Annotated in this window: 19 protein-coding genes and 1 pseudogene; 5 read left to right on the forward strand and 15 right to left on the reverse strand. The window is 46.9% G+C overall.

Annotated features, from left to right (window positions below):
- From AK963_RS05135 to efp, 3 genes are all read right to left on the reverse strand, one after another.
- Window positions 1-1,162: hypothetical protein (locus AK963_RS05135; protein ID WP_139117257.1), on the reverse strand; the 1,162-nt coding region annotated here is incomplete at its 3' end.
- Window positions 1,163-1,253: 91 nt separating this feature from the next.
- Entirely contained in the window at window positions 1,254-2,243 is a 990-nt protein-coding gene (epmA, locus tag AK963_RS05140; protein WP_083232475.1) for an EF-P lysine aminoacylase EpmA, read from the reverse strand.
- Between the two features lie 253 nt (window positions 2,244-2,496).
- A complete protein-coding gene (efp, locus tag AK963_RS05145; protein ID WP_066014397.1) occupies window positions 2,497-3,066 on the reverse strand; it encodes an elongation factor P in 570 nt (189 codons plus the stop codon).
- A 29-nt stretch (window positions 3,067-3,095) separates the two neighbouring features.
- Here efp and epmB point away from each other — a divergent pair, with 29 nt between their 5' ends.
- Complete coding sequence (epmB, locus tag AK963_RS05150) at window positions 3,096-4,115, forward strand: EF-P beta-lysylation protein EpmB (protein WP_066014398.1); 1,020 nt, start codon at window positions 3,096-3,098, stop codon at window positions 4,113-4,115.
- Window positions 4,116-4,149: 34 nt separating this feature from the next.
- Here epmB and AK963_RS05155 read toward each other — a convergent pair whose 3' ends face one another.
- The gene (locus tag AK963_RS05155) at window positions 4,150-4,335 is read right to left on the reverse strand and encodes a hypothetical protein (protein WP_066014399.1); all 186 of its coding nucleotides are present in this window, start codon (window positions 4,333-4,335) and stop codon (window positions 4,150-4,152) included.
- A 67-nt stretch (window positions 4,336-4,402) separates the two neighbouring features.
- On the opposite strand from AK963_RS05155, the gene AK963_RS05160 reads away from it, so the two are divergent.
- Both AK963_RS05160 and AK963_RS05165 read left to right on the forward strand, forming a co-directional pair.
- Window positions 4,403-6,061 carry a hypothetical protein gene (locus AK963_RS05160; RefSeq protein WP_066014400.1) on the forward strand — a complete coding sequence of 553 codons (1,659 nt, stop codon included), beginning with the start codon at window positions 4,403-4,405 and terminating at the stop codon, window positions 6,059-6,061.
- A gap of 180 nt (window positions 6,062-6,241) precedes the next feature.
- The gene (locus AK963_RS05165) at window positions 6,242-8,263 is read left to right on the forward strand and encodes an EAL domain-containing response regulator (protein WP_066014401.1); all 2,022 of its coding nucleotides are present in this window, start codon (window positions 6,242-6,244) and stop codon (window positions 8,261-8,263) included.
- Here the strand turns inward: AK963_RS05165 and AK963_RS05170 are convergent.
- Genes AK963_RS05170 through serB form a run of 5 tightly spaced genes read right to left on the reverse strand, consistent with a single transcriptional unit; the run spans window position 8,260 to window position 13,391 of the window.
- Window positions 8,260-8,886, reverse strand: coding sequence for an ATP-binding cassette domain-containing protein (locus AK963_RS05170; RefSeq protein ID WP_066014402.1), 627 nt, complete (start codon window positions 8,884-8,886; stop codon window positions 8,260-8,262). The genes AK963_RS05165 and AK963_RS05170 overlap by 4 nt on opposite strands.
- Window positions 8,883-10,628, reverse strand: a complete 1,746-nt coding sequence (locus AK963_RS05175) for an ABC transporter permease (protein ID WP_083232476.1) — start codon at window positions 10,626-10,628, stop codon at window positions 8,883-8,885. Before AK963_RS05175 ends, AK963_RS05170 begins: the two co-directional genes overlap by 4 nt.
- Window positions 10,625-11,866 (reverse strand): ABC transporter substrate-binding protein, encoded by a 1,242-nt coding sequence (locus AK963_RS05180; RefSeq protein ID WP_066014422.1) that lies wholly within the window; start codon window positions 11,864-11,866, stop codon window positions 10,625-10,627. Before AK963_RS05180 ends, AK963_RS05175 begins: the two co-directional genes overlap by 4 nt.
- A 13-nt stretch (window positions 11,867-11,879) precedes the next feature.
- Window positions 11,880-12,086: a CPXCG motif-containing cysteine-rich protein gene (locus AK963_RS05185; protein WP_066014403.1), complete on the reverse strand. Its 207-nt coding sequence runs from the start codon at window positions 12,084-12,086 to the stop codon at window positions 11,880-11,882.
- A gap of 54 nt (window positions 12,087-12,140) precedes the next feature.
- Complete coding sequence (gene serB / locus AK963_RS05190) at window positions 12,141-13,391, reverse strand: phosphoserine phosphatase SerB (RefSeq protein WP_066014404.1); 1,251 nt, start codon at window positions 13,389-13,391, stop codon at window positions 12,141-12,143.
- A 267-nt stretch (window positions 13,392-13,658) separates the two neighbouring features.
- On the opposite strand from serB, the gene AK963_RS05195 reads away from it, so the two are divergent.
- Window positions 13,659-14,927, forward strand: a complete 1,269-nt coding sequence (locus AK963_RS05195; protein ID WP_139117258.1) for an AhpA/YtjB family protein — start codon at window positions 13,659-13,661, stop codon at window positions 14,925-14,927.
- A 1,248-nt stretch (window positions 14,928-16,175) separates the two neighbouring features.
- Here AK963_RS05195 and hisF read toward each other — a convergent pair.
- From hisF to AK963_RS05230, 6 genes and pseudogenes are all read right to left on the reverse strand, one after another.
- Window positions 16,176-16,949: an imidazole glycerol phosphate synthase subunit HisF gene (gene hisF, locus AK963_RS05205; RefSeq protein ID WP_066014407.1), complete on the reverse strand. Its 774-nt coding sequence runs from the start codon at window positions 16,947-16,949 to the stop codon at window positions 16,176-16,178.
- Window positions 16,950-16,973: 24 nt separating this feature from the next.
- On the reverse strand, window positions 16,974-17,360 hold the full coding sequence (locus tag AK963_RS05210; protein WP_175404442.1) for a DUF4870 domain-containing protein: 387 nt from the start codon (window positions 17,358-17,360) through the stop codon (window positions 16,974-16,976).
- Window positions 17,361-17,385: 25 nt separating this feature from the next.
- Entirely contained in the window at window positions 17,386-18,120 is a 735-nt protein-coding gene (hisA, locus tag AK963_RS05215; RefSeq protein ID WP_066014408.1) for a 1-(5-phosphoribosyl)-5-[(5-phosphoribosylamino)methylideneamino]imidazole-4-carboxamide isomerase, read from the reverse strand.
- Window positions 18,121-18,122: 2 nt separating this feature from the next.
- On the reverse strand, window positions 18,123-18,767 hold the full coding sequence (gene hisH / locus AK963_RS05220; RefSeq protein ID WP_066014409.1) for an imidazole glycerol phosphate synthase subunit HisH: 645 nt from the start codon (window positions 18,765-18,767) through the stop codon (window positions 18,123-18,125).
- 2 nt (window positions 18,768-18,769) lie between these two features.
- Window positions 18,770-19,363: pseudogene (hisB, locus tag AK963_RS05225) on the reverse strand (imidazoleglycerol-phosphate dehydratase HisB).
- A gap of 269 nt (window positions 19,364-19,632) precedes the next feature.
- Complete coding sequence (locus AK963_RS05230) at window positions 19,633-20,289, reverse strand: hypothetical protein (protein ID WP_139117259.1); 657 nt, start codon at window positions 20,287-20,289, stop codon at window positions 19,633-19,635.
- Window positions 20,290-20,699: 410 nt separating this feature from the next.
- Between AK963_RS05230 and AK963_RS05235 the strand changes: the two genes are divergently transcribed.
- The gene (locus AK963_RS05235; protein WP_139117260.1) at window positions 20,700-22,682 is read left to right on the forward strand and encodes an SPOR domain-containing protein; all 1,983 of its coding nucleotides are present in this window, start codon (window positions 20,700-20,702) and stop codon (window positions 22,680-22,682) included.
- Window positions 22,683-22,734 lie beyond the last annotated feature (52 nt).

Consider the following 22,734-nt stretch of genomic DNA (forward strand, 5'->3'; position numbering starts at 1 on the left):
GAAAATCAACATCATTAAAACCTTCGGGTAGCTGTGGTCGACGAGACATCTGTTCTAGATAATGCATGGTAATGATGCCTAAGCATAGTTGGCGGCAGCTTAAGGATTTAGAAAATGCGATTGGTATAACCTGAGGTTCACAGCAAGGGTTCAACACACCGTAATCGATAAATGGCATTCTTTCTAAAGCATAGTGAGGATCTATATAGTCAAACAACGCGTTATCACGCTTATCTAGGGAATGCCTGAGCTTTCCTCTAACTCCATCAACCAGAGGCTTTTCAAGCCCCATGCCACTAACCTCTTGATATAGCTTTTTATTAACAAGATTGGCTGTAAGAAAGGCTTTTTCAATTACTAGCTGGCAAACAGAACCTGCCAAGCCGGATGAGAACAACTCTACATTTCCATCAATAAATACCCTGGATTTACTTACAACTGGCGTTATCGTTTGAATATTAGGGTCCTCTAAGGTGACGGCAACATACCCACCCTCCTTTTCTTCAAACATGCCTTTCAAAACATCACGGGTTTTGGGCGAGTTTAGAAAAGACGCTATTACACTATGAATGGGACATGTATTCCGTTTATCAATCTGACTAATATCTCTTAGCGAGGGAGAACCTGTATAAAATAATTTTTCAAGCCTGGCAGGGGATCGAGAGAAACTTTTGTGGCCAAGACTATCAACAAGCGCAGAATCCTCTCCTACAACATAATTTTTTCCCGTGTTTACAGAGAGAGATGAGCTAATATCTACAGCAGAAGGCTCCCTTGGAACTAATTCCCAATCATCTTCATCTGAGCCTAGGCGGCCATCCCCAGACCTACCATCCAATAAATCCCAAAGACCATCTCCGCAGGAGCGCTGACTGGAAGAGGCAAGAGACAGCTTTCTCAAAGTATCGAAAGGATTAAGTAGGTTGGATACTGCTCTAAGTGCCTTTTTCTTCGAAAAATGGCTTACAACTTTTGTTGGCAGCAGCTCTAACTCAGCTGTTTCAGTACTAGTTAGTACTCTAACTGTGTGTCCATAAAAGCTTCTTATTAAATCTCTATGGAAGCTTTCAGACTCCCGATCATCATTAATAGGGCCACTACTTAAATCTTCGTAGCTCCCATAGCGAGAATTAGACTCAGAATGAGAAGAGTGGGTCTCCATAAAAAAGTTGACCTCATTTAATTATAATTATTAAAAGTTTCACCTATTGCCACTCTGCCTCTGAGGAATCGACTAGTTCCCTTAATTTTCTTTATGCCCGACTAAAGTCAAACGCCAGCACCTCAGAAATATTACCCGTACCCAGCATTAGCATGAGAAGCCGGTCAATACCCATTGCTACTCCTGCGCAGTCTGGCATTCCATGTGCCAGAGCATCCACCATATTCTGATCATAGGGGTAGATGTCATACCCTCGCTCCTGACGCATCTGCTGTTCTTCTTCAAAGCGCTTTTTCTGCTCTTCTGCATCCAGCAGCTCATGGTAACCATTCGCCAGCTCGACACCATTAACAAACAGTTCAAATCGTGAAGCCACAGGATGGCCATCCCGGTTAGTGGATAATCTGGCCAGTGCAGACATTGTGGAGGGATAGTCATAAACAAAGACCCCTTCCAACACATCAGCATTTGGCGACCCAAGGTCAGGCTCAACAAACTTGGAAAACAGCAAATCAAGACAGTCACTGCGTTCAAGCCCCTGAAGCTTGGCATCTACCTTACCCCTGACGACTTGGCTCAGCTCTTCATCTGTCGCGATATAAGGGTTTAGTCCGAGGTATTCCTCAAATAGTTCCCCATAGCTGCAGCGTCTGACCTCTTTGAAATTACAGACACTGCTTAGCAAGCCAGCCACGTCATCCATCAACCGCTGGTCATTCATGCCTATGCGATACCACTCCAGCATGGTGAATTCCGGATTATGGCGCCCTCCAGCCTCACCGTTTCTGAAAACCCGCCCTAAAGAATAGATATCTCCGCTGCCTGCAGATAAAAGGCGCTTCATAGGAAATTCCGGGGAGGTGTGCAAATAACAAAGCTGTGACTTCCCATGACCAATAGGAGTGAACTCGGTAGCAAAGCTGTCTATGTAGACAGCTACCGTGGCACTACTGGACAACATTGGGGTTTCCACCTCCATGATTCCCTGGCCATCAAGGTAGGCTCTGACCTTACGCAGTAGTTGAGCTCGCTCTCTAAGAGCCATCATGGATGCTGATGGGCGCCAAAGTTCATTAGTCACGTAAGTCTCCAAATAAAAGAGGTGGGTCTGCCACAGTTACAGAAGTAGTTAGTCTCTTAATAGCAGACTATCAATTCTTATTGCCAAATATAAATAATGTATGAGCTTGTCCGCCTGAGCCACGTGAGAACAAACAGGATTAATTTAAATCTGGAGGGGAGGCTTTCTTTATTACGAGTTGATGATTGAAGTCCAAGAGGAAGGGGTAATGTAAGTTGTGGGCAGGAAAATAATTCCTCCTGCCCACAAAAGCTTACTTCACACGACCAACATATTCGCCGGTACGGGTATCGATTTTCAGAACTTCGCCTTCAACAATAAACAGAGGTACTTTAACGGTTGCACCTGTGCTGAGCTTGGCTGGCTTGGAGCCGCCCTGAGCAGTATCGCCTTTCAGACCAGGATCCGTCTCCACCACCTGAAGCTCCACAAAATTAGGCGCAGAAACCGAAAGAGGGGAACCATTATAAAGAGTAACCGAGTATACTCCCTGCTCCTTAAGCCAATCGATGGTGTCACCCACGGCCTCACGGCTGGCTGCATGCTGTTCGTAGGAACCATCAGTCATCATGAAGTGCCAGAATTCACCGTCGGTGTAGAGGTATTCCATATCCAGGTCCATCACGTCTGCAGCTTCCAGACTTTCGCCAGATTTGAAAGTACGCTCCCAGACACGACCGGACATAAGGTTACGGAATTTAACCCGGTTAAACGCCTGACCTTTTCCAGGTTTTACAAATTCGTTCTCAATGATCGAACAGGGATCACCCTCGAGCATTACTTTAAGACCTGAACGAAACTCATTGGTACTATAACTAGCCATTGGACCTTACCAGGAGATCAAAAAACCCTATGATAACCCGTTCCGAGCTCAGTGTGCAGACTATCAGCGATTTCGGCTGCTGGCAGGAGCAACTGGCAGGCGCAATCACCTCTCCGGAGCAGCTGCTAACCATGCTGCAGCTTAGCCCGGAGCTATTATCACCTGCGTTGAAAGCCTGTCAGGAATTTCCACTGAGAGTACCCCACGCCTATATCAACAGAATGGAACTGGGGAACGCCAACGACCCCTTGTTAAGGCAGGTTCTGCCTGTTGGCGAAGAATGTGAGCATATAGAGGGTTTTGGCCTGGATCCGCTGGCAGAGCAGTCTCAGAATCCAACCGATGGCGTTATCCATAAATACCATGGCAGGCTTTTGTTAATAGTGAGTGGGGCCTGTGCGGTAAACTGCCGTTTCTGCTTTCGCCGTCATTTTCCTTATCAGGATAACCGGCTGGATCGGGACAGCTGGAACAGCGCCATGGAGTACATACGCTCAGATACCAGCATAAAGGAAGTTATCCTAAGTGGCGGAGATCCACTGGCCACCAGCGACCGTCGACTGGAGAAAATTGCTGCCGAGCTGAATCATATCGATCACGTTGAAACACTGCGAATTCATAGCCGTCTGCCCATTGTTATTCCTGACCGGGTAACGGATGACCTGATCAACTGGTTTGCCAGGCAGCGTCTGCAGCCAGTGATGGTTATTCATGCAAATCACGCCAACGAGATCGATGATAGCGTTCGTGAAGCCATGTTCCGACTCAAACAGGCTGGCGTGACACTATTGAATCAGGCCGTTTTGCTTAAGGGAATCAATGACAGTGCTTCCGCTCTTATTCAGCTTGGCGAAGCGTTGTTCAAGGCTGGAGTGCTCCCTTACTACCTGCACCTGTTAGACCCGGTACATGGCGCTGCTCATTTTGATATTCCGGAAGTTAAAGCTACCCGTCTTCTGAAAGAGGTAATGGCTAATTGTCCAGGCTACCTGGTTCCCAAACTGGTTCGGGAAATTCCCGGCAGACTTGGAAAAACCTGGATATCCTGACATTTTTAACTAAAGTCAGGCATTGATCGCACCGTTAGATAATAGCTATATAGTCTGTTGAGATGTTGCCATAAGCAGCATCCCAAGGGATAAAGGTGCGATATACTGGAATATTGAACGCAGCAAATTTATTATTAATAGAATAAGCTGCCGTAAAGTCGTGAAAAAAAGCACTGCCAGCCACCAGACTATTAAAAATAGCCGAAAGGCAGTAGCTCATAGACTAATAACATTGATGAAGCGCAGTACCTGACAGGATGTCAGAGCCCTGATAGTGGGATTAAAGAATGGAATCTACAAATACTCTTCACCTGGAGCTGCCCAGTCGCAGCCTCGCATCCTTGTCATTTTGCTCTAATGGATCTGGATCCAGCATCGAGCAACTTGAACATTGGGCAAAAAATCTCTCTATTACTGATTACCAGCAAAATGGTGAGAGCTTGGCCAATGCATTGGATGAGCTAACCAAACTGAACTGCCCTCCCAGTGAGTTTTACAGGCTTGTCGACGTTGTCCGGTCGCCTGTTCTGACAACAGTATCCAACCTCTATCAACGCCATTTAAAACGATATATTACTTTTGAATCAGGCCAGCAAATCTGGTTTGATCTTTGTCATCAACTGCATTCAGGATTGGCAACTGCCTACAAGGCGGTAGTTCAATGCTGTCTGGATAACAATGAACATGGTGATATCCTCGCTGCTGCACTGCACCGGGCTATTTCAGAGAGTTCTGCCGCGTATTTATTCCATTGCCTGCTTTATCGTCCAGCTCCTGAACGCCTCTGGCTTGAACTACACGCTTTATATCAGCTTGCCACAAGTCATAATCACCAAGGCTTTCAACAGGAGGATCCTTATGACAGCAAATCCAAACCTATGTCGCTGGAAAGCCTCTATAAACGGACTCTGCTGCTGTCCCGCAGTAATACCAATAGATTATCACCCAGTGAAATCCAACAGGTCTGGCAAATTTTAAGTATCTGGATCAGTCACTGCAAAATACAGCCCGAATCTGGCCTGAAAACCTATTTTTCAGCAAGCCTCAACAGTGATGACGGCCTTGAATATGCACCACCAGAGCCTGATAAGGCACACTCAGGCATAATTGGTCTGAATATCAAAGTACTTACAGCGCAGCTAGAAAAGATAAAAAAAGATCCCAAAGCAACAAAATTACTGTCAGCTGAATTGATCAAACATCTCATATCAAGCTGGGGTCCCATCCAAAAGCGATCCAGTCCCCGCAGAGCCTCTTCAGACCAATGCGACGTCTGCTTTGGATTTACCGGGCTCCATTATCACCTCTCAGGTAAGCGGAGCTTTGAGGATATCATTGCCATTCATTCTGAGGCTGCTGGCAAGAGTAACTTCTCAGAACAGTCTGATGATGTGTGGTCACAGGCACATGATGCTGAGATCAGGGATGATGATAAACAAAGCAGCCCTTCAGCGGGTGAGATAATTACATTTAACACTGAAGAGTTTTTGGATAATAAGCGCCTGTCCGCATTGAAAGCTGAGATCATCAATACCAGCAATACCGGGTTCTGCCTCAAAATCACCAGCAAGCTACCCCAACAGTTTCATGCAGGTGAGCTTATTGGAATCCGTCAAAACAAAACGTCTCCATGGGCCCTATACAGTGTGCGCTGGCTAGGTATTTCAGCTCAGAATGAGGTCACTTTTGGCGTCAACCTCATCACTACATCCGTAGAAGCCGTTGCCACATCATTGATACACAAAACCCAGGAAGCAACCCACTTCCAGAGATCACTTATGCTGACTGATCCCAATGAGGCCTCTCTGATCATGCCAAGTCTCTCCGGTAAGGAGGGTGCTAAATTTGAGTTGATACAAAATGACACTCTGCTTAAAGGTCAACTCATGAGCTGCATTAATACAACCCCAACCTGGTGTCAGTACCAATTCAAGCTGTTTGTATAAGAGCTTTCATTTTTTTGATATCTGCAGTCAAGTTCACAGTGCCTGTCACAATTCAGTGAAGGCGCTCTATACCTTTTAATTGTGCTTATCGTATGATGTTGAAACAGGCTCATATCGTTTCAGGGGGCATTCTGCTGACGTAAGAGCTTCCTCCTTCAAAAAAACAGTGATCAATCTCGAATGGATTACCGCAGACAAACCATACGCTTGCTTGCCCTGGAAGACTCCCCAAACGATGTCGAACGCTGGGTAAAGTTATTTCGCAATGCGGGTATGCCTCCCAGGGTACAACATATCTCTTCCATCGAAACAATGGAGGAAGCCCTGATAGAGCAGCCATGGGATGTCGTTCTCAGCTCTGAAGAAACATCCAGGCTTAATGCGCAGCAGGTGCTTTCCATCATTGAGAAGCACCAGAAAGATATTCCGGTCATTGTAACCCTGCCGGAATACAATCCTCAGCGTGCTTCTACCTGGCTGTCTGCTGGCGCCAGGGATGCTATACCCAGCTCTAATGAAGAGCATATACTGCATGCCGTTCTCCGTGAACTCACGAGCCTGGAAGACCGAAGAAACCTCAACAGTGCACGTCAGGAGCTGAATGAGTCCAACAAACGTTGTCAACTGTTACTGGCCAACGCCTCAGAAGCAATCGCCTATATTCATGATGGAATGCATGTGGATGCCAATGCGGCTTATCTTCAACTCACTGGCTATGACAATGCTGATGATCTGGCAGGCATACCATTAATCGATATGATCGCGGCGCAACATCAAGCTGAAATCAAGCAGATGTTGAAGCGGTTTGGGGTGAACAATCAGATCGACCCGGTTGAATGTGAGCTGGTTCACACCGATGGGCACAGCACACCAGTCAGTCTTCGCTTATCTGAAGCACAATATGATGATGAGCCCTGTATCCAGCTGATTTTATTGCCGGTTATGGTTCCCGTACTCAGCCAGCCCGTTAGCGATAAAGCAAGTTCAGAAACGAAAGAGCAGTTTCTTGAAAGAGCAGCATCTGCTGTCAAAGAAGCATCCGAGGCAACGCTGGTCTGGATACAGCTGGATGACTTTCAGAATATACGGCAAGAAGCCAGTATTGAAGGCATTCTTTCCATACAGAAATCCATTGTGCGAATGGCTGAGGAACTCTTCCCTGCTTCGGCAATCTGCCATTATTCCGATGACAGTTTTTTGCTTATCGAAACAGAGGGTAATCCGGAAGGCATCCATGAGCGCCTTACCACTTTGCAAAGTGCCATCGATGAGCACCTGTTCGGTAGTGAAGATGAAACACTCACAGCAACAGTAACCATTGGTTTTGCTGTTAAAGAGCATAAACAAGATCTCACAGTGCTCTTAAATAATGCAGAGAGTGCATGCCAGCTCGCCATCAAAAATGCAGGACGTCTTTGCCGCTATTCCAAAGCGGAAGAACTCAATGAGAAAGCAAGGGATGGCGATGTGCAGGCTATGATCCGTCAGGCGCTCTCACAGGATTCATTCCATCTGCTGTTCCAGCCTGTCATCAACATTACCGGCTCAGAAGAGAAGCAGTACGAAGTTTTCCTGCGCCTTCACTCTCACCAGGGTGAAGTGGTTGAAGCCGGCACGTTCATGGCAGCTGCAGAATCATCAAGCCTGATGCCGCATATTGATCGCTGGGTTCTTCGTCAATGTGTGCGCCAGCTGGCACAGGTTCATAAACAGGGGCAAAACGTTCGATTGCTGATTCACCTGAGTCACCTGTCCATCCAGGGAACCGAGTTAGCCCAATACCTTTCTGGCCTGTTGAAAGCAACAGAGCTGCCGCCTGACAGTATTGTCCTGCAATTACCAGAGTCCATGGTGTTACAGCAGCTGAAACGCATTGTGGATTTTGCTGAAGCTATTCACAATATTGGCTGCCAGCTTGCCATCACCCGGTTTCAGGGTGACTCACGTTCCATGAAAATGCTGAAGCATCTTGATATCCAGTTTGTTCGTCTGGATGGCAGCTTCACCAGTAAGTTGGATGAAAACAATGATGAGGAAATCATCAAAATGCTGGATGTTCTCAAAGAGCATAATATTCGCAGCATTGTTCCAAAGGTAGAAAGCACCCAGACACTGGCCCACCTGTGGAGAATGGGCGTTGATTACGCGCAGGGCTATTATATTCAAGGGCCAATGGAAACGATGGACTTTGACTTTGGCTAAGCTAACCTGATCACGCGCCTTTTGTCCGGAATATCCTGTTCATCATGTGTCACCATGAGAGCAGGAATCCTGCGGCTCTGTATCTGTTGAAAAACGAAATGCCGGAAGCTGCTTCTAAGCGTTGTGTCTAATTTGGAAAAAGGCTCATCCAGAAGCAGGGCTTTTGGCTCAGACAACAAAGTCCTCATCAAACTGATTCTTGCTTTTTGTCCACCAGACAGCATGGATGGATTTTGTCCGGAGAAACCCAACATCTCACAGTCAACCAGTGCTTGCTCTACTCTTTCCTGACGCTCAGATTTCTTGTAGTTCACAGGTAAAGCAAAGGCCAGATTCTCACCAACGGTCATATGGGGAAACAATAGATGATCCTGAAACTGTATGCCTACCTGTCGTTTATATGAAGGCAGGTTATTAAGAACTATCCCTTCTAGAATCACTTCTCCTGAGAAAACAAAGCTGTTTGGCAGCGTTCCACAAATCAGATTTAACAAACTGCTTTTGCCGCAACCACTGGGCCCCAGTACCGAAACCACTTCACCACCGTCCACACGACAGCAGATTTTATCCAAAAGCCTCTGGCCATCCAGACTGATATCAATTTGTTCAAGAATCAGGCTCAAGAATTCAGTCTCCGGGCAAAGCATCCATTTTTAATTGTCCAGTAGCTCAGGAAAAAAGCCATAACATAAAAGATGAAAGGCAGGAGCATCTGAACCAGCCCGTAGACGCCAATCAAACGACGATTTCCCCCGGAAACCAGACTAACGGCTTCGGTTGTTACTGTCTCCACTCTTCCAGCACTGGCAAACAGAGTTGGCAGATATTGAGCAATACTGACCGCAAAGCCCAATGCAAGGCTAGCCATCACTGGGCGCCAGAGTACTCCCAACTTCACCTGAACAAAGGTCTTCAGCCAGGACCTGGATAATAACAGTCCCTGAAGACTATGGCGCTGATCATAATGCTGCCAGGGGCCTGACAAACCCAGAAAGCAGTAGGGCAATACGAACAGCAAATGCAGTCCAGTCACTGTCAACCAGTGTCCCTCAGCCCCCCATTGCAGCAAAAGCAGCTGAACACCGAACAAAAAAGTCATTTGAGGCAAAAGCAACGGGATATACATCGCCCCCCTGGTCAGCAGGGATAGCCACTTTCCGGCTGATTTACTTTGTTGTTGTTGGAAATCATTCAACTCAAGCAATATAACCGAGATCGTATTGGCTGCTAACGTGGCGGTCACACCAATCAGCAGGGAGTTAACGATAGGCTCACTCATACAATCCCAGGCTCTCTCCCAACTTCGTAGAGACCAGTCTGGCCAGAGAGAAGGGAAACGCCAACGCCAGACAAAAGACCAAACCAGTAAGGCACTCCCTCCGGCCAGAAACAGCATCACTAAACCATGCCAGGCTTTCCGGCTTAACGATCCCCAGAAAATACTGAATCGACCACGATGTCCATTAACCAACCAGCTTCTGAGCAGTCTGCTCATTACCCATTCCGTCAGATAAAAAACACCAATAACAGACACCACCAGCAGCAACAAGAGCACACTACCCGACGCAGCCAATAGACTATTAGCCAAATCCGGATCATATATCCATTGAAGAATCTGCACGGCAAATGTTGGAGGGTTGGCAGGCCCAATAACCAGAGCTACATCTACAACAGAGATTGAGAACGCCAACACTGTATAGACTGGCAAACGAATCATTGGGTAAAGGCGCGGCCATATCAGCTTAAGCCAGATAACGCCTGACTGATACCCCAGGCTACCCCCCAATCTCAGCGTATCACTGACAGGCAACTGCACGACAGCTGCGGCCATCATAAAAATCAAAAAAGGTGTTTCTTTAATAACCAGAAGAAGTATAAGACTTATGCCGTATGAGTCCTGAACCGTCTGCCAGTCAGGGGGAAAGCTCCAGCCAGCAAAAACAGCGATAAGCCGAGCCATCAACCCACTGGGCATCAACACAAACATGACTCCAAAGGCCAGTGCTACATGTGGCACAGCCATCAATGGCGCCAGCCACCGCTGAACTTTATGCCAAAACGGAGTTCCCCAGGCGAAACAGATGACACCAAAGGCAAGGATCAGAGATAGCAGTGTGGAAGAAGCAGATGTCCAGAGACTAAGCCCCAACATCTGGATAAGTGCGGGTGTTTCCAGAAGCATTTGCCAGGAAGAGAAGCTGAAGGTCTCAAACCCCAGGACTGGCATATACCCAAAGGCCGGCAGCATAATACTGCCTACCCCTGCCAGAACCGGCAATATGAATAGAACCAGCAACCCCAGGGCAAGTAACGATGAAACAGCCCCAGAAGATACCCACTTTCCAGATTTCAGCAACGGACTCACTGGCGATATCTTGCCTTCCAGGCTTCCTCAAGTTCAGCAACCCAGGAACTATGAGGTTCTGGAAGCACTTTACCTAAAGCCTCAGGAGACAAAGTTGCCGGCCCCAGGGGTAAATTTGAAAAGCGTTTGCGCTCAATACCATTAAGCTGGCTCATGCTGAGAACAGTAGGGTCCCCCCAGACATCCGGATTAGCTTTGTGCGCCTGAGCCTCCGGTGAAAGCAGAAAATTAATGACAACTTGCGCGGCCTCTGTTGAATCACTATTAAAAGGAATCGCCAGAAAATGAGTATTTCCCAGTGTACCCGCATCATGCACGTAGGTTCTCACCGTTTCTGGCAACTCCCCACTGGCAATAGCAGAGCTGGCATAGGCTGGATTAAATGTCATTGAGAGTAAAATTTCACCGTCATCCAGCATTGGTGTCAGCGCCAGATTGTTCGCAGGAAAGGTCTCACCTTCTCTCCACAATAAAGGATGAAGTTCATCGAGATATCGCCACAAAGGGGATGTTACAGCATCGAAATCAGCCTCAGAAACGGGTTTTAACAGCACACCCGGTTCTGGTGTTAACTCACTCAACAACTGCTTCAGAAACGTCGTACCGACAAAATCTGGCGGCAAAGGATAGGTCACACGCCCTTTATGCTTTCTGGCAAACTCAAGAAGTTCCGAGGCATTGGCTGGGGGAGTAGTTTGTTTCCGGGAAAAAGTATCGGTGTCATAAATAAATACCAGTTGCGCCATACCCCAAGGCGCTTCGAGGCCATCAGCAGGCTCCCCAAAATCAAGCACGGTCGTAGGCTTTTCCTGGGGGTCCACGCCCTGAAATGAGGGCAAATCCTCAGCAAAGGGACCAAACAACAACCCGTTTTGCTTCATGGAACGGAAGTTTTCACCATTAATCCATACCAGATCCACAGTTCCATTGCTTTTCCGTCCTGCCACTTTTTCAGCAAGTACACGACTTACAACACTTGACGTGTCACTGACTTTGACATGTTTCAGTGCAATACCGTAGCGTTTCTCTACCTGATCAGTAGCCCAGTCAATATAATCATTGATCTGTTCACTCCCTCCCCAGGCATTGAAATAAACCGTCTGTCCTTTCGACTGCTCAACGATTTCCTGCCAGGGTACAGTTTTCGCTTCGATATCGCTGGCACTGCCAATAAAAGCGACGGTAGCCATGATCAAGGCGGATGTGGCTTTCTTGCTCCATGTCCTTATGCTGCTCATATTTTTTTTCATTTCAAAAGCCAGACTCCGTCTTTAGTTGGCAATAATGGTTACCGTCTTCATCAATGGAGAGCGTCACAACAATTGGACGGCAGCACACCTGGCAGTCTTCCATATAAAGTAATGACTCATCAGGCTCAGTGAAACCTGCATCCAACAGCAACTCAATGCGCTCTCCACAATAGGGACAATAATCCTGCCAGCTTATCCACTCATTCATCGCGAATACCTTTTCCTGTCAGTATCTTCTTGCCAACATCAAGAGCTGCCTGCTTCAGGAGCTATGAGTATTAAGAGACTCCAGATCTTTCTCACTAAAGCCCAGCAGATAAAGAATGCTGTCCAGTCCCAGCGTTGAAATTGACTGGCGCGCACTTTGTTTCACCATTGGCTTGGCTCGAAATGCAATTCCCAGCCCTGCCACACTGAGCATTGGCAGATCATTGGCACCATCACCCACGGCGATCACCTGATTCAGGGAAATACCCTCTTCAGCGGCAATCTGCTTCAGTAGTTTGGCTTTTCGTTCACCATTGACAATATCGCCTTGCACCTGACCGGTAACTTTGCCAGCCACTATTTCCAGCTCATTGGCGTGGATATAGTCTATCCCCAGCTTTTCTTGAAGGTAGCGGGCAAAATAGGTAAACCCTCCAGAGAGGATGGCCGTACGGTAACCCAGTGAGCGAAGGGTACGAATCAACGTTTCGGCTCCTTCAGTTAAAGGTAGCTGTCTGGCAATGCCGGCAAGCACTGACTCATCCAGCCCTCTTAGCATGGCCAGACGTTCACGAAAGCTTTCATTAAAATCCAGCTCCCCCTGCATTGCCCGCTCAGTGATCTCCGCCACCTGATCACCCACACCCGCTGCCTCGGCAAGAAGGTCAATCACTTCCGCTTCAATCAGTGTGGAGTCCATGTCAAAGACAACCAGCCGACGATTACGCCGATAAATACTGTCCTCCTGAAATGCCACATCAGCATCCAGATCAGCGGTAAGGTTGAGAAAGTCGGTCCTCAGCTTTTCCTGATCAGGGGCAGTCCCCCGAACCGAAAACTCCAGACATGATGAGCGATGGCTGTTATTTTCCTCGCTTCGCAGAGAGCGTCGACCTGAAAGGCGGGAAATATGATCAATGTTCAATCCATGAGCAGCAGTAATACCAGAGACTCTGGCAATCTGCTCCGCTGTGACGTTACGCGATAGCAGTGTCAATATATAACGGTTCTTGCCTTGCTCAGACACCCAGTGTTCATAGTCACTCTCGGACACCGGTTGATAACTGAACTGCAGATCACTTTCATGAAAATGAAACAGAAGATCTTTCAACACTGCAGCAGAATGACTGTTACCTGAAGCCTGATCTGGAAGACGAACAAGAATTCCCCAAGTCAGGGTATCGTGGATCACTGACTGACCAATATCCAGAATTTCCAAACCGTAGTCGGCCATAATGGAGGTGATGGATGAGGTAAGTCCCGGCTTGTCCCGGCCAGTAACATTAATCAGTATTATATCGCTCACTGGGTAATCCAATTCTTAGAGGCTGTCTGAGAATAGCGCCCGCAGCGAGGATGGCAGTCTATTTTCAGACAGCCTCTCCTATCGTTGCAGGCGTTCGATAGTCTATCACAGGGATTTTACGGAAAGCAGACAGAGTTCTGATAGGATATAACTTCCACTTATTTTTTAGCTTAGCTCTTTCCGACGTTGAGAGGTATTTACTCATGGACAGTAAGGGCTATTGATATTTCATTACGATCACTGGCTTTCCTCTCAGGAGCTTAACTTTTGAAGAAGCGTATTTTCACGCCAGATCTTTTTACGCGGTTCTCATCCCGCCTCTCCATCCGAACGCAGCTAATGTTCATCTTTGGTCTACTGATGGTGACATTAACTATTGGTATGTCGCTGGTCATCAGCAATGAGATTGACTCATCGAGCCAGCACCAGGCTGACAGCATCGGTCAATTATTGAGTGAACAGACTGCCAGTGCGGCTACCGACATGCTGGTCACCGGAGACCGGCTTAGCCTCAATGTTCTGCTTAGTCAGCTGGTACAGAATCCTTATGTCGCTGAAGCCAGTATCTACAGTATCGATAACCAGAGAATTGCCAAGGCCATTTCCAAAACGGCTGATGAAGGCATCAGGCATCCTGTTTATTCATCCCCCATTCATTACCAGGATGTCATTGCCGGTTACGCACGCTTATCATTGAACGAAGACCTACTAAGCCAGAAACCAAAAGAAGCCCTGTTCGTTATCATTGCCATTAGCTTGATACTGCTTCTTGCCGGTCTGATTTTTCTGCAACTCTATGCATCCAGCATAGCGACTCAGCTACGCCTTATTGAACGACAGCTACTTTCTATTCTGCCGACAGGAAACCCAATTCCTTCAATGACTGGAGAGATCACCAGGCTTTCTGCCTTTGTCGAGCAGCAGTTACTTGAAAAGAAAATGGCTGAGCCAGAAGAGAAAGTCGAAGAACAGCAGGAAACGGCGATGATTGCAGCGATCAAAGTCAAAAACCTGGGCAGGCTTCAACAATTACTGGCCCCCAGGGATTTGCAGGATATTCTCCGCACTCACAGCCAGATCCTCAGTGAAGCCGCAAGTTATTACGATGGCGAGGTCACCTACACACCTGAAGGCAATGCCTATCTGCGCTTTTCCAGCAAGGATAGCCCAACATTTACATCTGATGCCCTATTCTGCTGCCTGATGATCGAAGCATTGACTGAAAGAGCAGGAGAAATCAATATTGCCAGAACACATATTGGCATTGGCCTCAGTGTCAGTGATCAACAGGCAGAATTCCCTGAAGAGCAACACCCTGCCCTGGGCGACAGTGCCGCCAGCCAGGCACTGACTCTGGCCAATATGCCTGATATGGATGGTATTTATATGCGACGTTCAGAAGCCAGCTGGCTTCCATCAGACCTACCAGACTTTGAGGCCATGGATAGTGAAGTCATCAAAATCAAGGGCATCAAAAACGAGCAGGCCAATGAGCTGAGAGGTCAGATTTTTGAAATGGAGTCGATCCTTGATTAGGGAGTGCTTTCAATTAGCAATGAGACCAGTTGATCACTGGTCTCATTGAGACCCCTGGGAACTCGCTCAAGTAACGGAAACTTTTTTGAGCATATAAAGTCTTTATTAGTGCACGCAATGGAAATAGTTAGGGTGAGGGAAAACAAAAAAACAGTACAAAGGTACTAAACAAAGAGCGAGTATGTTCACACCAAGTGCAGCTACAAAATACGAGTCACTGACCTCACATGGTATACCTCGCAGTGATTCCTCTTACGGCTTTTTTTCAGGAAAGGCTGTTAAACTTCTCCAATGTTTTACCAGTTGTATTCCCTGTGGCAGCAACATTGAAGAACAGATTGGTATTCTACATAACCAATCTGAATGTACAGGTCTGAATAAGCGCAATACAATGGTATATCAAGATCCTGAAGGTTCAGATACACAGGTAATAACGACCCTTACATCACTTTCTGACAGTTTAATCAAGCTGTCAGAATAATTTTGCCAAGGTTAAATCAGGATCTTATGAAAGAATTGCTATCATCGCCATTTTGATCCCCACTCTTTAGCTCACAACCTCTTTGCCATACCCCGACCCACCGTAAACTGCGTTGTTTCAGGGAGGTTGAATGGCCAGTTGGTAACGCCCCCTAGACACTGACTCTGGATAGCCTGCCAGATATGGCTGGTACTGGTATACGCCACTCAGGCATCAGCTGGCTTCCATCAGACCTCCCGGGTTTTGAGGCTATTGATATTGAGGTCATCAGAATCAAAGGTATCAAAAATAATCAGGTCAATGAGTTGAGAGGCCAGATTTTTGATATGAAATCCGTTTTAAACCAAATCTAATTTGCAATCAGGTATTTGAAATACCAAATAACAGATACTTCAAATATTTTGAGGCAAGGGTTGCTATCGCCTGCTATTTTAACAGGCGTTCAGATGTAACTACCTTGAAAAGAGAATTATGAGTTCTGTTACTGGTTGGGAACCTTTTAGACCAGCGCCTGTTTCAGAAAATAAACTTGATTCTGAGTCTAGGTCTGGAACAGCTCGTTGCTATAACCGGGGGGTTTCCGTAATGTCCTTCGTGTGTTCTTTTTGTAGAGGAATGCCGGAGGCTCCCAAAGCTCATGTCTATAATTCTGTATACAAACCAACAACAGAAATAGTTACCGCTCAACCTCCACGCCCTGGAGATAAGGCGTGGGTTTGAAGGTGAATACTGTGTAGTTTTTCTGCTCCCCTCTAGAGCAATCCATGTCAAACCCTCATCTCAATCCCACGATCTGACATATACTTTTTGGCTTCAGGAATAGAATACTGGCCAAAATGGAAAATACTGGCGGCCAGTACCGCATCCGCCTTACCCTCTTTGATTCCATCCACCAGATGATCAAGGTTTCCAGCACCACCAGATGCGATTACCGGAATACTCACTGATTCAGAAATAGCTCTGGTTACACCAAGGTCATAACCATTTTTGACACCGTCCTGATCCATACTGGTGAGCAGTATTTCACCTGCCCCGAGGTTTTCCATTTTCAGAGCCCATTCCACAGCATCAAGACCGGTAGGTTTGCGGCCACCATGGGTAAAAATCTCCCAGCGATCCTGTTCACCGGGTTTACTCACTTTCTTGGCATCTATAGCCACAACAATACATTGCGAACCAAACCGGTCAGCGGCTTCCTGAACAAATTCAGGATTGAAAACAGCCGCCGTGTTGATACTGACTTTATCTGCGCCAGCGTTCAGCATGGTACGGATATCTTCTACCTTTCGAATACCACCACCAACGGTCAGTGGAATAAACACTTCGCTGGCCATACGCTCAACCGTATGCACCGTTGTGTCCCGTCCCTCATGACTGGCAGTAATATCGAGAAAGGTTATTTCATCGGCTCCCGCTTCATTATAACGACGGGCGACCTCTACAGGGTCACCAGCATCCCGAATATCAACAAACTGAACGCCTTTAACCACCCGACCATTTTCGACATCGAGACAGGGAATTATTCTTTTAGCCAGCCCCATTACTTCAACCTTTCTAAAATCTTTTTAATTGACCAGGCGCAACGACATTGGATAGCGGTAAAACTCACCGCTCCCTGCCTTCATGGCGGCTCTGACCATGAAAACCAGAACTACAATGATGATCACTGGTACCAGTGGTAATAACAGAAGGCCTACCAACATCAACTTGAGGATAACCCAGAGAATAGCCAGTAGTGAGATGGTGATCTGAAAGTTCAGGGACTCCCTGGCATGGTGCTCAATATAGAGTGATTTATCCCGCTTCATCAGCCAGATCACCAGTGGTATGACAATATTCAACCCCGGAATCATAAAGCCGAACAAGGGCAGAAGATGCGCCAGCACGGCCATATTTTTATCATCCCGTTTAATATCGAGCCTATTCATGGGGGGAATACCAGAATCATTCATCGTAGCAGCCTTGAGCTGGGAGGGCTTAACCCTCCTGTAAACAGTAACGCTGAGCCTCGGACAAACTGAGAGTCCCTTCGTAAATAGCGCGGCCAGTGATCGCACCTTCAATTCCTTCATGGGCAACCGCTTTCAGAGCACGGATATCATCCATGTCAGTGATACCGCCTGAAGCAATCACAGGGATCGTCATGCTGTTTGCCAATTGCCGGGTTGCTTCAACATTTACCCCCTGCATCATGCCATCCCGGGCGATATCGGTATAGACAATGGCAGATACACCATCCTGTTCAAACTGGCGTGCAAGTGCAATGGCCTGAATGTCGGTGACTTTTGCCCAGCCATCCGTTGCAACAAAACCATCACGAGCATCAATCCCCACGATCACGTGGCCTGAGAACTTCTGGCAGGCTTCTCTGACAAAGTCAGGATCTGTTACCGCTTTAGTACCAATAATCACCCAGGAAACACCAGAGTCCAGATAGGCTTCTATTGTGGCTAGATCACGAATGCCCCCACCAATCTGCACGGGCAAGTCAGGGTACTTCGCTGTAATACCACGTACCGCATCAGCATTCAGGGGCTCGCCGGCAAACGCACCATTCAGATCAACCAGGTGAAGCCTGCGACAACCAGCATCAACCCATCGGCTGGCCATGGCAACCGGGTCATCACCAAAGACAGTGGCATCATCCATTTCCCCCTGGCGCAGTCGGACACAGGCACCGTCTTTCAAATCGATTGCAGGAATTATTAACATCGTTATGGCTTCCACTTCAGATAATTTTCGAGTAGCTGCAGTCCATTTGCGGCACTTTTTTCAGGGTGAAACTGCACAGCAAAGATGTTTTCATGGCCAAGGGCAACATCGAAACCAAGACCATACTCACTTCTGCCTACCACCATGGCTTCACTGGCAACATGGGCATAGTAGCTGTGCACGAAATAGAACCGGGCATTGTCGTCAACACCCTGCCAGAGAGGGTGAGATGGCTCAACCTGACTAACGGGGCTCCAGCCCATATGGGGGACTTTCAATCGAGCGCCTTCACTATCCCGAAGCTCTTTTCCAAAGAACTTTACATCACCTGACAGCAAACCAAGGCATTCAACCCCACCATTCTCTTCACTATGATCAAGCAGAACCTGCATACCAACACAAATGCCAAGCAACGGGCGGGTAGCTACAACTTCGCGAACCACTTCATCAATACCATGACGGAGTATTTCCGCCATGCAATCACGAATTGCACCGACACCGGGAAGTACCGCCTTATCAGCAGTCAGTATCTGCTCAGGATCGGAGGTAACCATTACCCGGGTATTCGCATCTGCAACATGTTCCAGCGCTTTACTGACGGAGTGAAGGTTTCCCATCCCATAATCAATGACAGCGACCGTCTTCATGGTTACAACGACCCTTTTGTAGAAGGCATTTGGCCCGCCATTCGCGGATCCAGGGCAATGGCCATACGCAAGGCGCGGCCAAAAGCTTTAAAGACAGTTTCTATTTGGTGGTGTGCGTTGCGTCCCCGCAGATTGTCGATATGCAGGGTAACACCCGCGTGATTAACGAAGCCCTGAAAGAACTCATAGAACAGGTCAACGTCAAAGCGACCTATCATTGCGCGGGTAAAATCGACATTAAACTCCAGACCGGGTCGTCCGGAGAAGTCGATAACGACTCTGGAAAGCGCCTCATCCAAGGGCACATAAGCATGCCCATAACGATACAGTCCTTTTTTATCGCCAATGGCCTGGGCAAAAGCCTGCCCCAGCGTAATGCCTATATCTTCAACCGTATGGTGATCATCGATTTCATTATCACCAACCGCCTTGATATCAAGGTCTATAAGGCCATGTCAGGCAATCTGATCCATCATGTGATCAAGAAAGGGCACCCCTGTATCAAAAGATGCCTTACCAGTACCATCCAGATTGATGGCCACACGAATCTGGGTTTCCAAGGTGTTTCTTTCAACACTGGCCTTGCGCTCAGCCATGAACTTCTCCGGTTGGATTGTCATCTATTCTGTTTGCCGGGATATCTGGTGAGCATTATATAGAGACTGGTTCCAAGCCGCTAGGAGGCTGACCGAGAATAGCAGCCGTAACGAGGACGGCAGAAAAATTGAGGGTGAGAATTTCATTTTGTGAGATGAATAGCGGTTCTATTTGCCGAGCTAAACGGAAATTTCAGACCAATTTTTTGCCACCGCAGTAGGCAGTCTATTCACGGACAGGCTCCAGGAGGGCTGTCTCCGGATACTCTTTATTGTGACCGAACCTGTTCATACAGGTTCCCTTCCAAGTTCTCTAGAAGCTGATCAACCTGCTGCCTCCGAATTTGCGCAGGCTTTGTTTTCAATGGGTGCAGGCGATCATTCACCCAGTGTGATGACCAGTTCCAGGTCGTAGCCACACATTCCCTGGCAAAGGTCTTAAGGCCAAACCTATCCGCCTGTTCAATACACCCCGTGAGAAACTCATCAACATCAGACATTAGAATCGGATAGCTACCCGCGGGTTTACTGCTGTATTTATTCTGCGTCTGATAGAGCCAGAACTCGCTATTTTTCGGAATTTTCTCGTTATTCATGGACGTTATCTGCTCAGAATTGACCAGAACACGACAGGTCAGTTTCTGCTGGCGATCTATCGATTTTATCTTATTAGTAGGCATGGAAATCAAAACACCATTAAACCGTCCACCAACCAACGGTATAACCCCCAGCTCAGTTACCTTTACATTGTTCTCCTGGCGAGTTCTGGTCTGCCATCCTCTTCTAAATCCATCTACCCATACGGGAACTTCAGGTTTAAATCCAACATTTGTTGATTTTCTCGCCTGTTCATAGAGCAGGCTCCCATACCCTACTATGTACTGTGATTTTGCTTTATCAAATACAGGGAAGCATTCATTAGCCATGCTGACGGCAGGAGCTACACATAAAATATTAAGTAACCCTATCATCCAAATTATATTGAAATGTAATTTAAAAGCAGCGTAATTCACTTTCGACATTATTTTTTCCTCAACAACCTTTAATTAAATATGAGGAGACCACCAAACTTTCTTTATACTATTAAAGACTGATTTTTTAGATAATTTAACAATCAAAACACCGATAAGTTCTTTTTTTCCAGACTAAAAAAATATCAAAAAGAAAACACCCTTTATTTACCAGAAAAAAGTAACTCCGCCGTTAACATAATAGCTCTATTTAGAAGAATCGAAATATTCATAACAAACATCTAATAAAAAATTATTTTTTTATTAGGGTTGATTTTGTTTACTACTCAGGTATTGTTGAATTGAACAAAGAAGGATCTGATACCATGTCCGGTCGATTGTTGTTTAAGGAAAAACAACTCAGGCTTTGTGTCGTGGCCGCTCTGACGTCAATGTCTGCCCCTGTGGCAGAAAGCCTTGTATTGCCGCCAAAACCACTGGCTTCGAATATTTCCTGGAACTGCCAGTCAGTCATTAATAATGACTGGCTATGCAACGGCATAAGCAGGCAAGTTTATAAATCCGAACCTGCTCGACAATATGCTGGGTATTCCAAACAAAAACAGCCTGATGAAAAGCAGCTTTATGCTGAGCCCTATAATTCATTGTCCATTGAAGCACGGAATACAGAATCTTTAGTAAACATTCTGGACGCTCCGAGAGATCATTACGTGCTTCAATGGATGGCAGCAAAAGAGCGTGAACAGCTGGAAGCTCTTAAGCAACGCTACCCGGTATTAAACGACGCGACAATTGCCGAATACAAACGATCAGGCAAAGTCTGGTATGTGCTTCTTGATGGCCCATACCCAAGCCATATTGCAGCAATGGCAGCATTGGATTCACCTCCCAGATCGCATATGTCCAGGGAACTTTACCCCTGGACAAGGTCGCTGGCCAGCATCCATAAACTGGATATTATCAGGCCGAAATACCCAGTTGAAAGGCTTGTTGAAAACAATCAGCCAGAATACCCTCCAGAACTGTCTATGTACGACAGCAATAATGCTCCTATTAACTATGATATTTCCTATAGTACGGAGCAAAACAGTCAACTCTCGCAATATCAACAGCAACCCTATTATTCTCAGCAGCCACAGCCGGAAGCATCAGTTATCCAGCGCGATAATAGCTACTCATTGGCTCAGGCCGCTTATGATAAAAGCCAAGCTGCGGGAATGAATGCTGTTCCATATGGAAGTGAGTTCGACGGCAATGCTCTCTCTGGCTTGCCCAGTGATCAAAACTATCGGATTCTACCAGAACAGGCCAATCCTCAGGAAATGTATGTCAGTATCACACCGGCCTATCGCAGCAGAATTCCTCAGCAACATACCCCAAGGAATGTCGACTATAACACTCGGGATAAACCCGTTTCACTGACTCCTGAATACAGAGAGCCTCGGGGTTATGAAGATCCAGAACCATCCCGGCCTTCAATCAATGTTCTGACGGCCAATCCAGGGAGCTATACCATTGAATGGATGAATGCCAGTAGAAAAGCATCACTCGAAAGAGCACGACTTCGTTACAGTGAATTAAAAAATACTCAGATCATCCATTACCAGAGAAACAGCAGGAATCGCTATGCTCTGGTCAGTATGCTTTTTGTCAACCGTTCAGAGGCTCTGGATGCTCTGCTCACCCCCTCACTATCAAGAGTGTCTGCACGCTTCTCACCAAAAGTCAGACAGGTTGCATATTTGCAGTCTCTGGTTGGCTCAACCCCGCAGGCTACCCATGCGTGGGCCAACCCCCGGCTAGAACCCTCTATTGATAAACGTCAGTGGATTGGTCAGGATGACCCCGGTGAAAAGACCTATATTGTCCATCGTGATGATCTTAACCGCCAGACACTAGAGCCAAGGTTAGTGGGCTCAAACGAGCACGGCACACCTAGGATACAGCGAGAATCTGTTGTTCATACAATCCCTGACAGAGATCAACCTTTCAGGGCTAATTCAGGTTATCAGACGGACAACAATTATGAGCAGCCTGGCAATCATAACCATGTTAATGCACTGCTGAACAGTCCTGAAGACAGCTATACAATTCAGTGGTTCTCAGCCAGTAACCTGCAGACCATTGAAAAGCTGAAACAGCGTTTCCCAGAGCTGGCTTCAGCAGTAACTGTTCATGTTCAGCGGAACCAAAAGGACTGGTATATTCTGGTTCAAGGACAATACAGAAGCAGTCAGGAAGCCATCATGGCTCTGAAGTCCCCAGCAATGAAAAACATTGCTCTGATACTTCATCCATGGACGCGTCCAGTGGAGTCACTGAAAAAGCTGCAAGTAGCCAGCCTCTGATTCTATTACCATTCCAGCAATAAACCTGTTTTACCCTTGATGACATTAAGTA

Source organism: Endozoicomonas atrinae (assembly GCF_001647025.1).
Classification (GTDB): Bacteria; Pseudomonadota; Gammaproteobacteria; order Pseudomonadales; family Endozoicomonadaceae; genus Endozoicomonas; species Endozoicomonas atrinae.

Excerpts from the sequence above, each read along its gene's own strand:
- AK963_RS05160 (WP_066014400.1), top strand. The coding sequence starts at position 4,403 with ATGGAATCTACAAATACTCTTCACCTGGAGCTGCCCAGTCGCAGCCTC.
- AK963_RS05185 (WP_066014403.1), bottom strand. The coding sequence starts at position 12,086 with ATGAATGAGTGGATAAGCTGGCAGGATTATTGTCCCTATTGTGGAGAG.
- AK963_RS05165 (WP_066014401.1), top strand. The coding sequence starts at position 6,242 with ATGGATTACCGCAGACAAACCATACGCTTGCTTGCCCTGGAAGACTCC.
- AK963_RS05180 (WP_066014422.1), bottom strand. The coding sequence starts at position 11,866 with ATGAGCAGCATAAGGACATGGAGCAAGAAAGCCACATCCGCCTTGATC.
- hisH (WP_066014409.1), bottom strand. The coding sequence starts at position 18,767 with ATGAAGACGGTCGCTGTCATTGATTATGGGATGGGAAACCTTCACTCC.
- hisF (WP_066014407.1), bottom strand. The coding sequence starts at position 16,949 with ATGGGGCTGGCTAAAAGAATAATTCCCTGTCTCGATGTCGAAAATGGT.
- AK963_RS05230 (WP_139117259.1), bottom strand. The coding sequence starts at position 20,289 with ATGGCTAATGAATGCTTCCCTGTATTTGATAAAGCAAAATCACAGTAC.
- AK963_RS05235 (WP_139117260.1), top strand. The coding sequence starts at position 20,700 with ATGTCCGGTCGATTGTTGTTTAAGGAAAAACAACTCAGGCTTTGTGTC.
- efp (WP_066014397.1), bottom strand. The coding sequence starts at position 3,066 with ATGGCTAGTTATAGTACCAATGAGTTTCGTTCAGGTCTTAAAGTAATG.
- AK963_RS05210 (WP_175404442.1), bottom strand. The coding sequence starts at position 17,360 with ATGAATGATTCTGGTATTCCCCCCATGAATAGGCTCGATATTAAACGG.
- epmB (WP_066014398.1), top strand. The coding sequence starts at position 3,096 with ATGATAACCCGTTCCGAGCTCAGTGTGCAGACTATCAGCGATTTCGGC.
- hisA (WP_066014408.1), bottom strand. The coding sequence starts at position 18,120 with ATGTTAATAATTCCTGCAATCGATTTGAAAGACGGTGCCTGTGTCCGA.
- AK963_RS05155 (WP_066014399.1), bottom strand. The coding sequence starts at position 4,335 with ATGAGCTACTGCCTTTCGGCTATTTTTAATAGTCTGGTGGCTGGCAGT.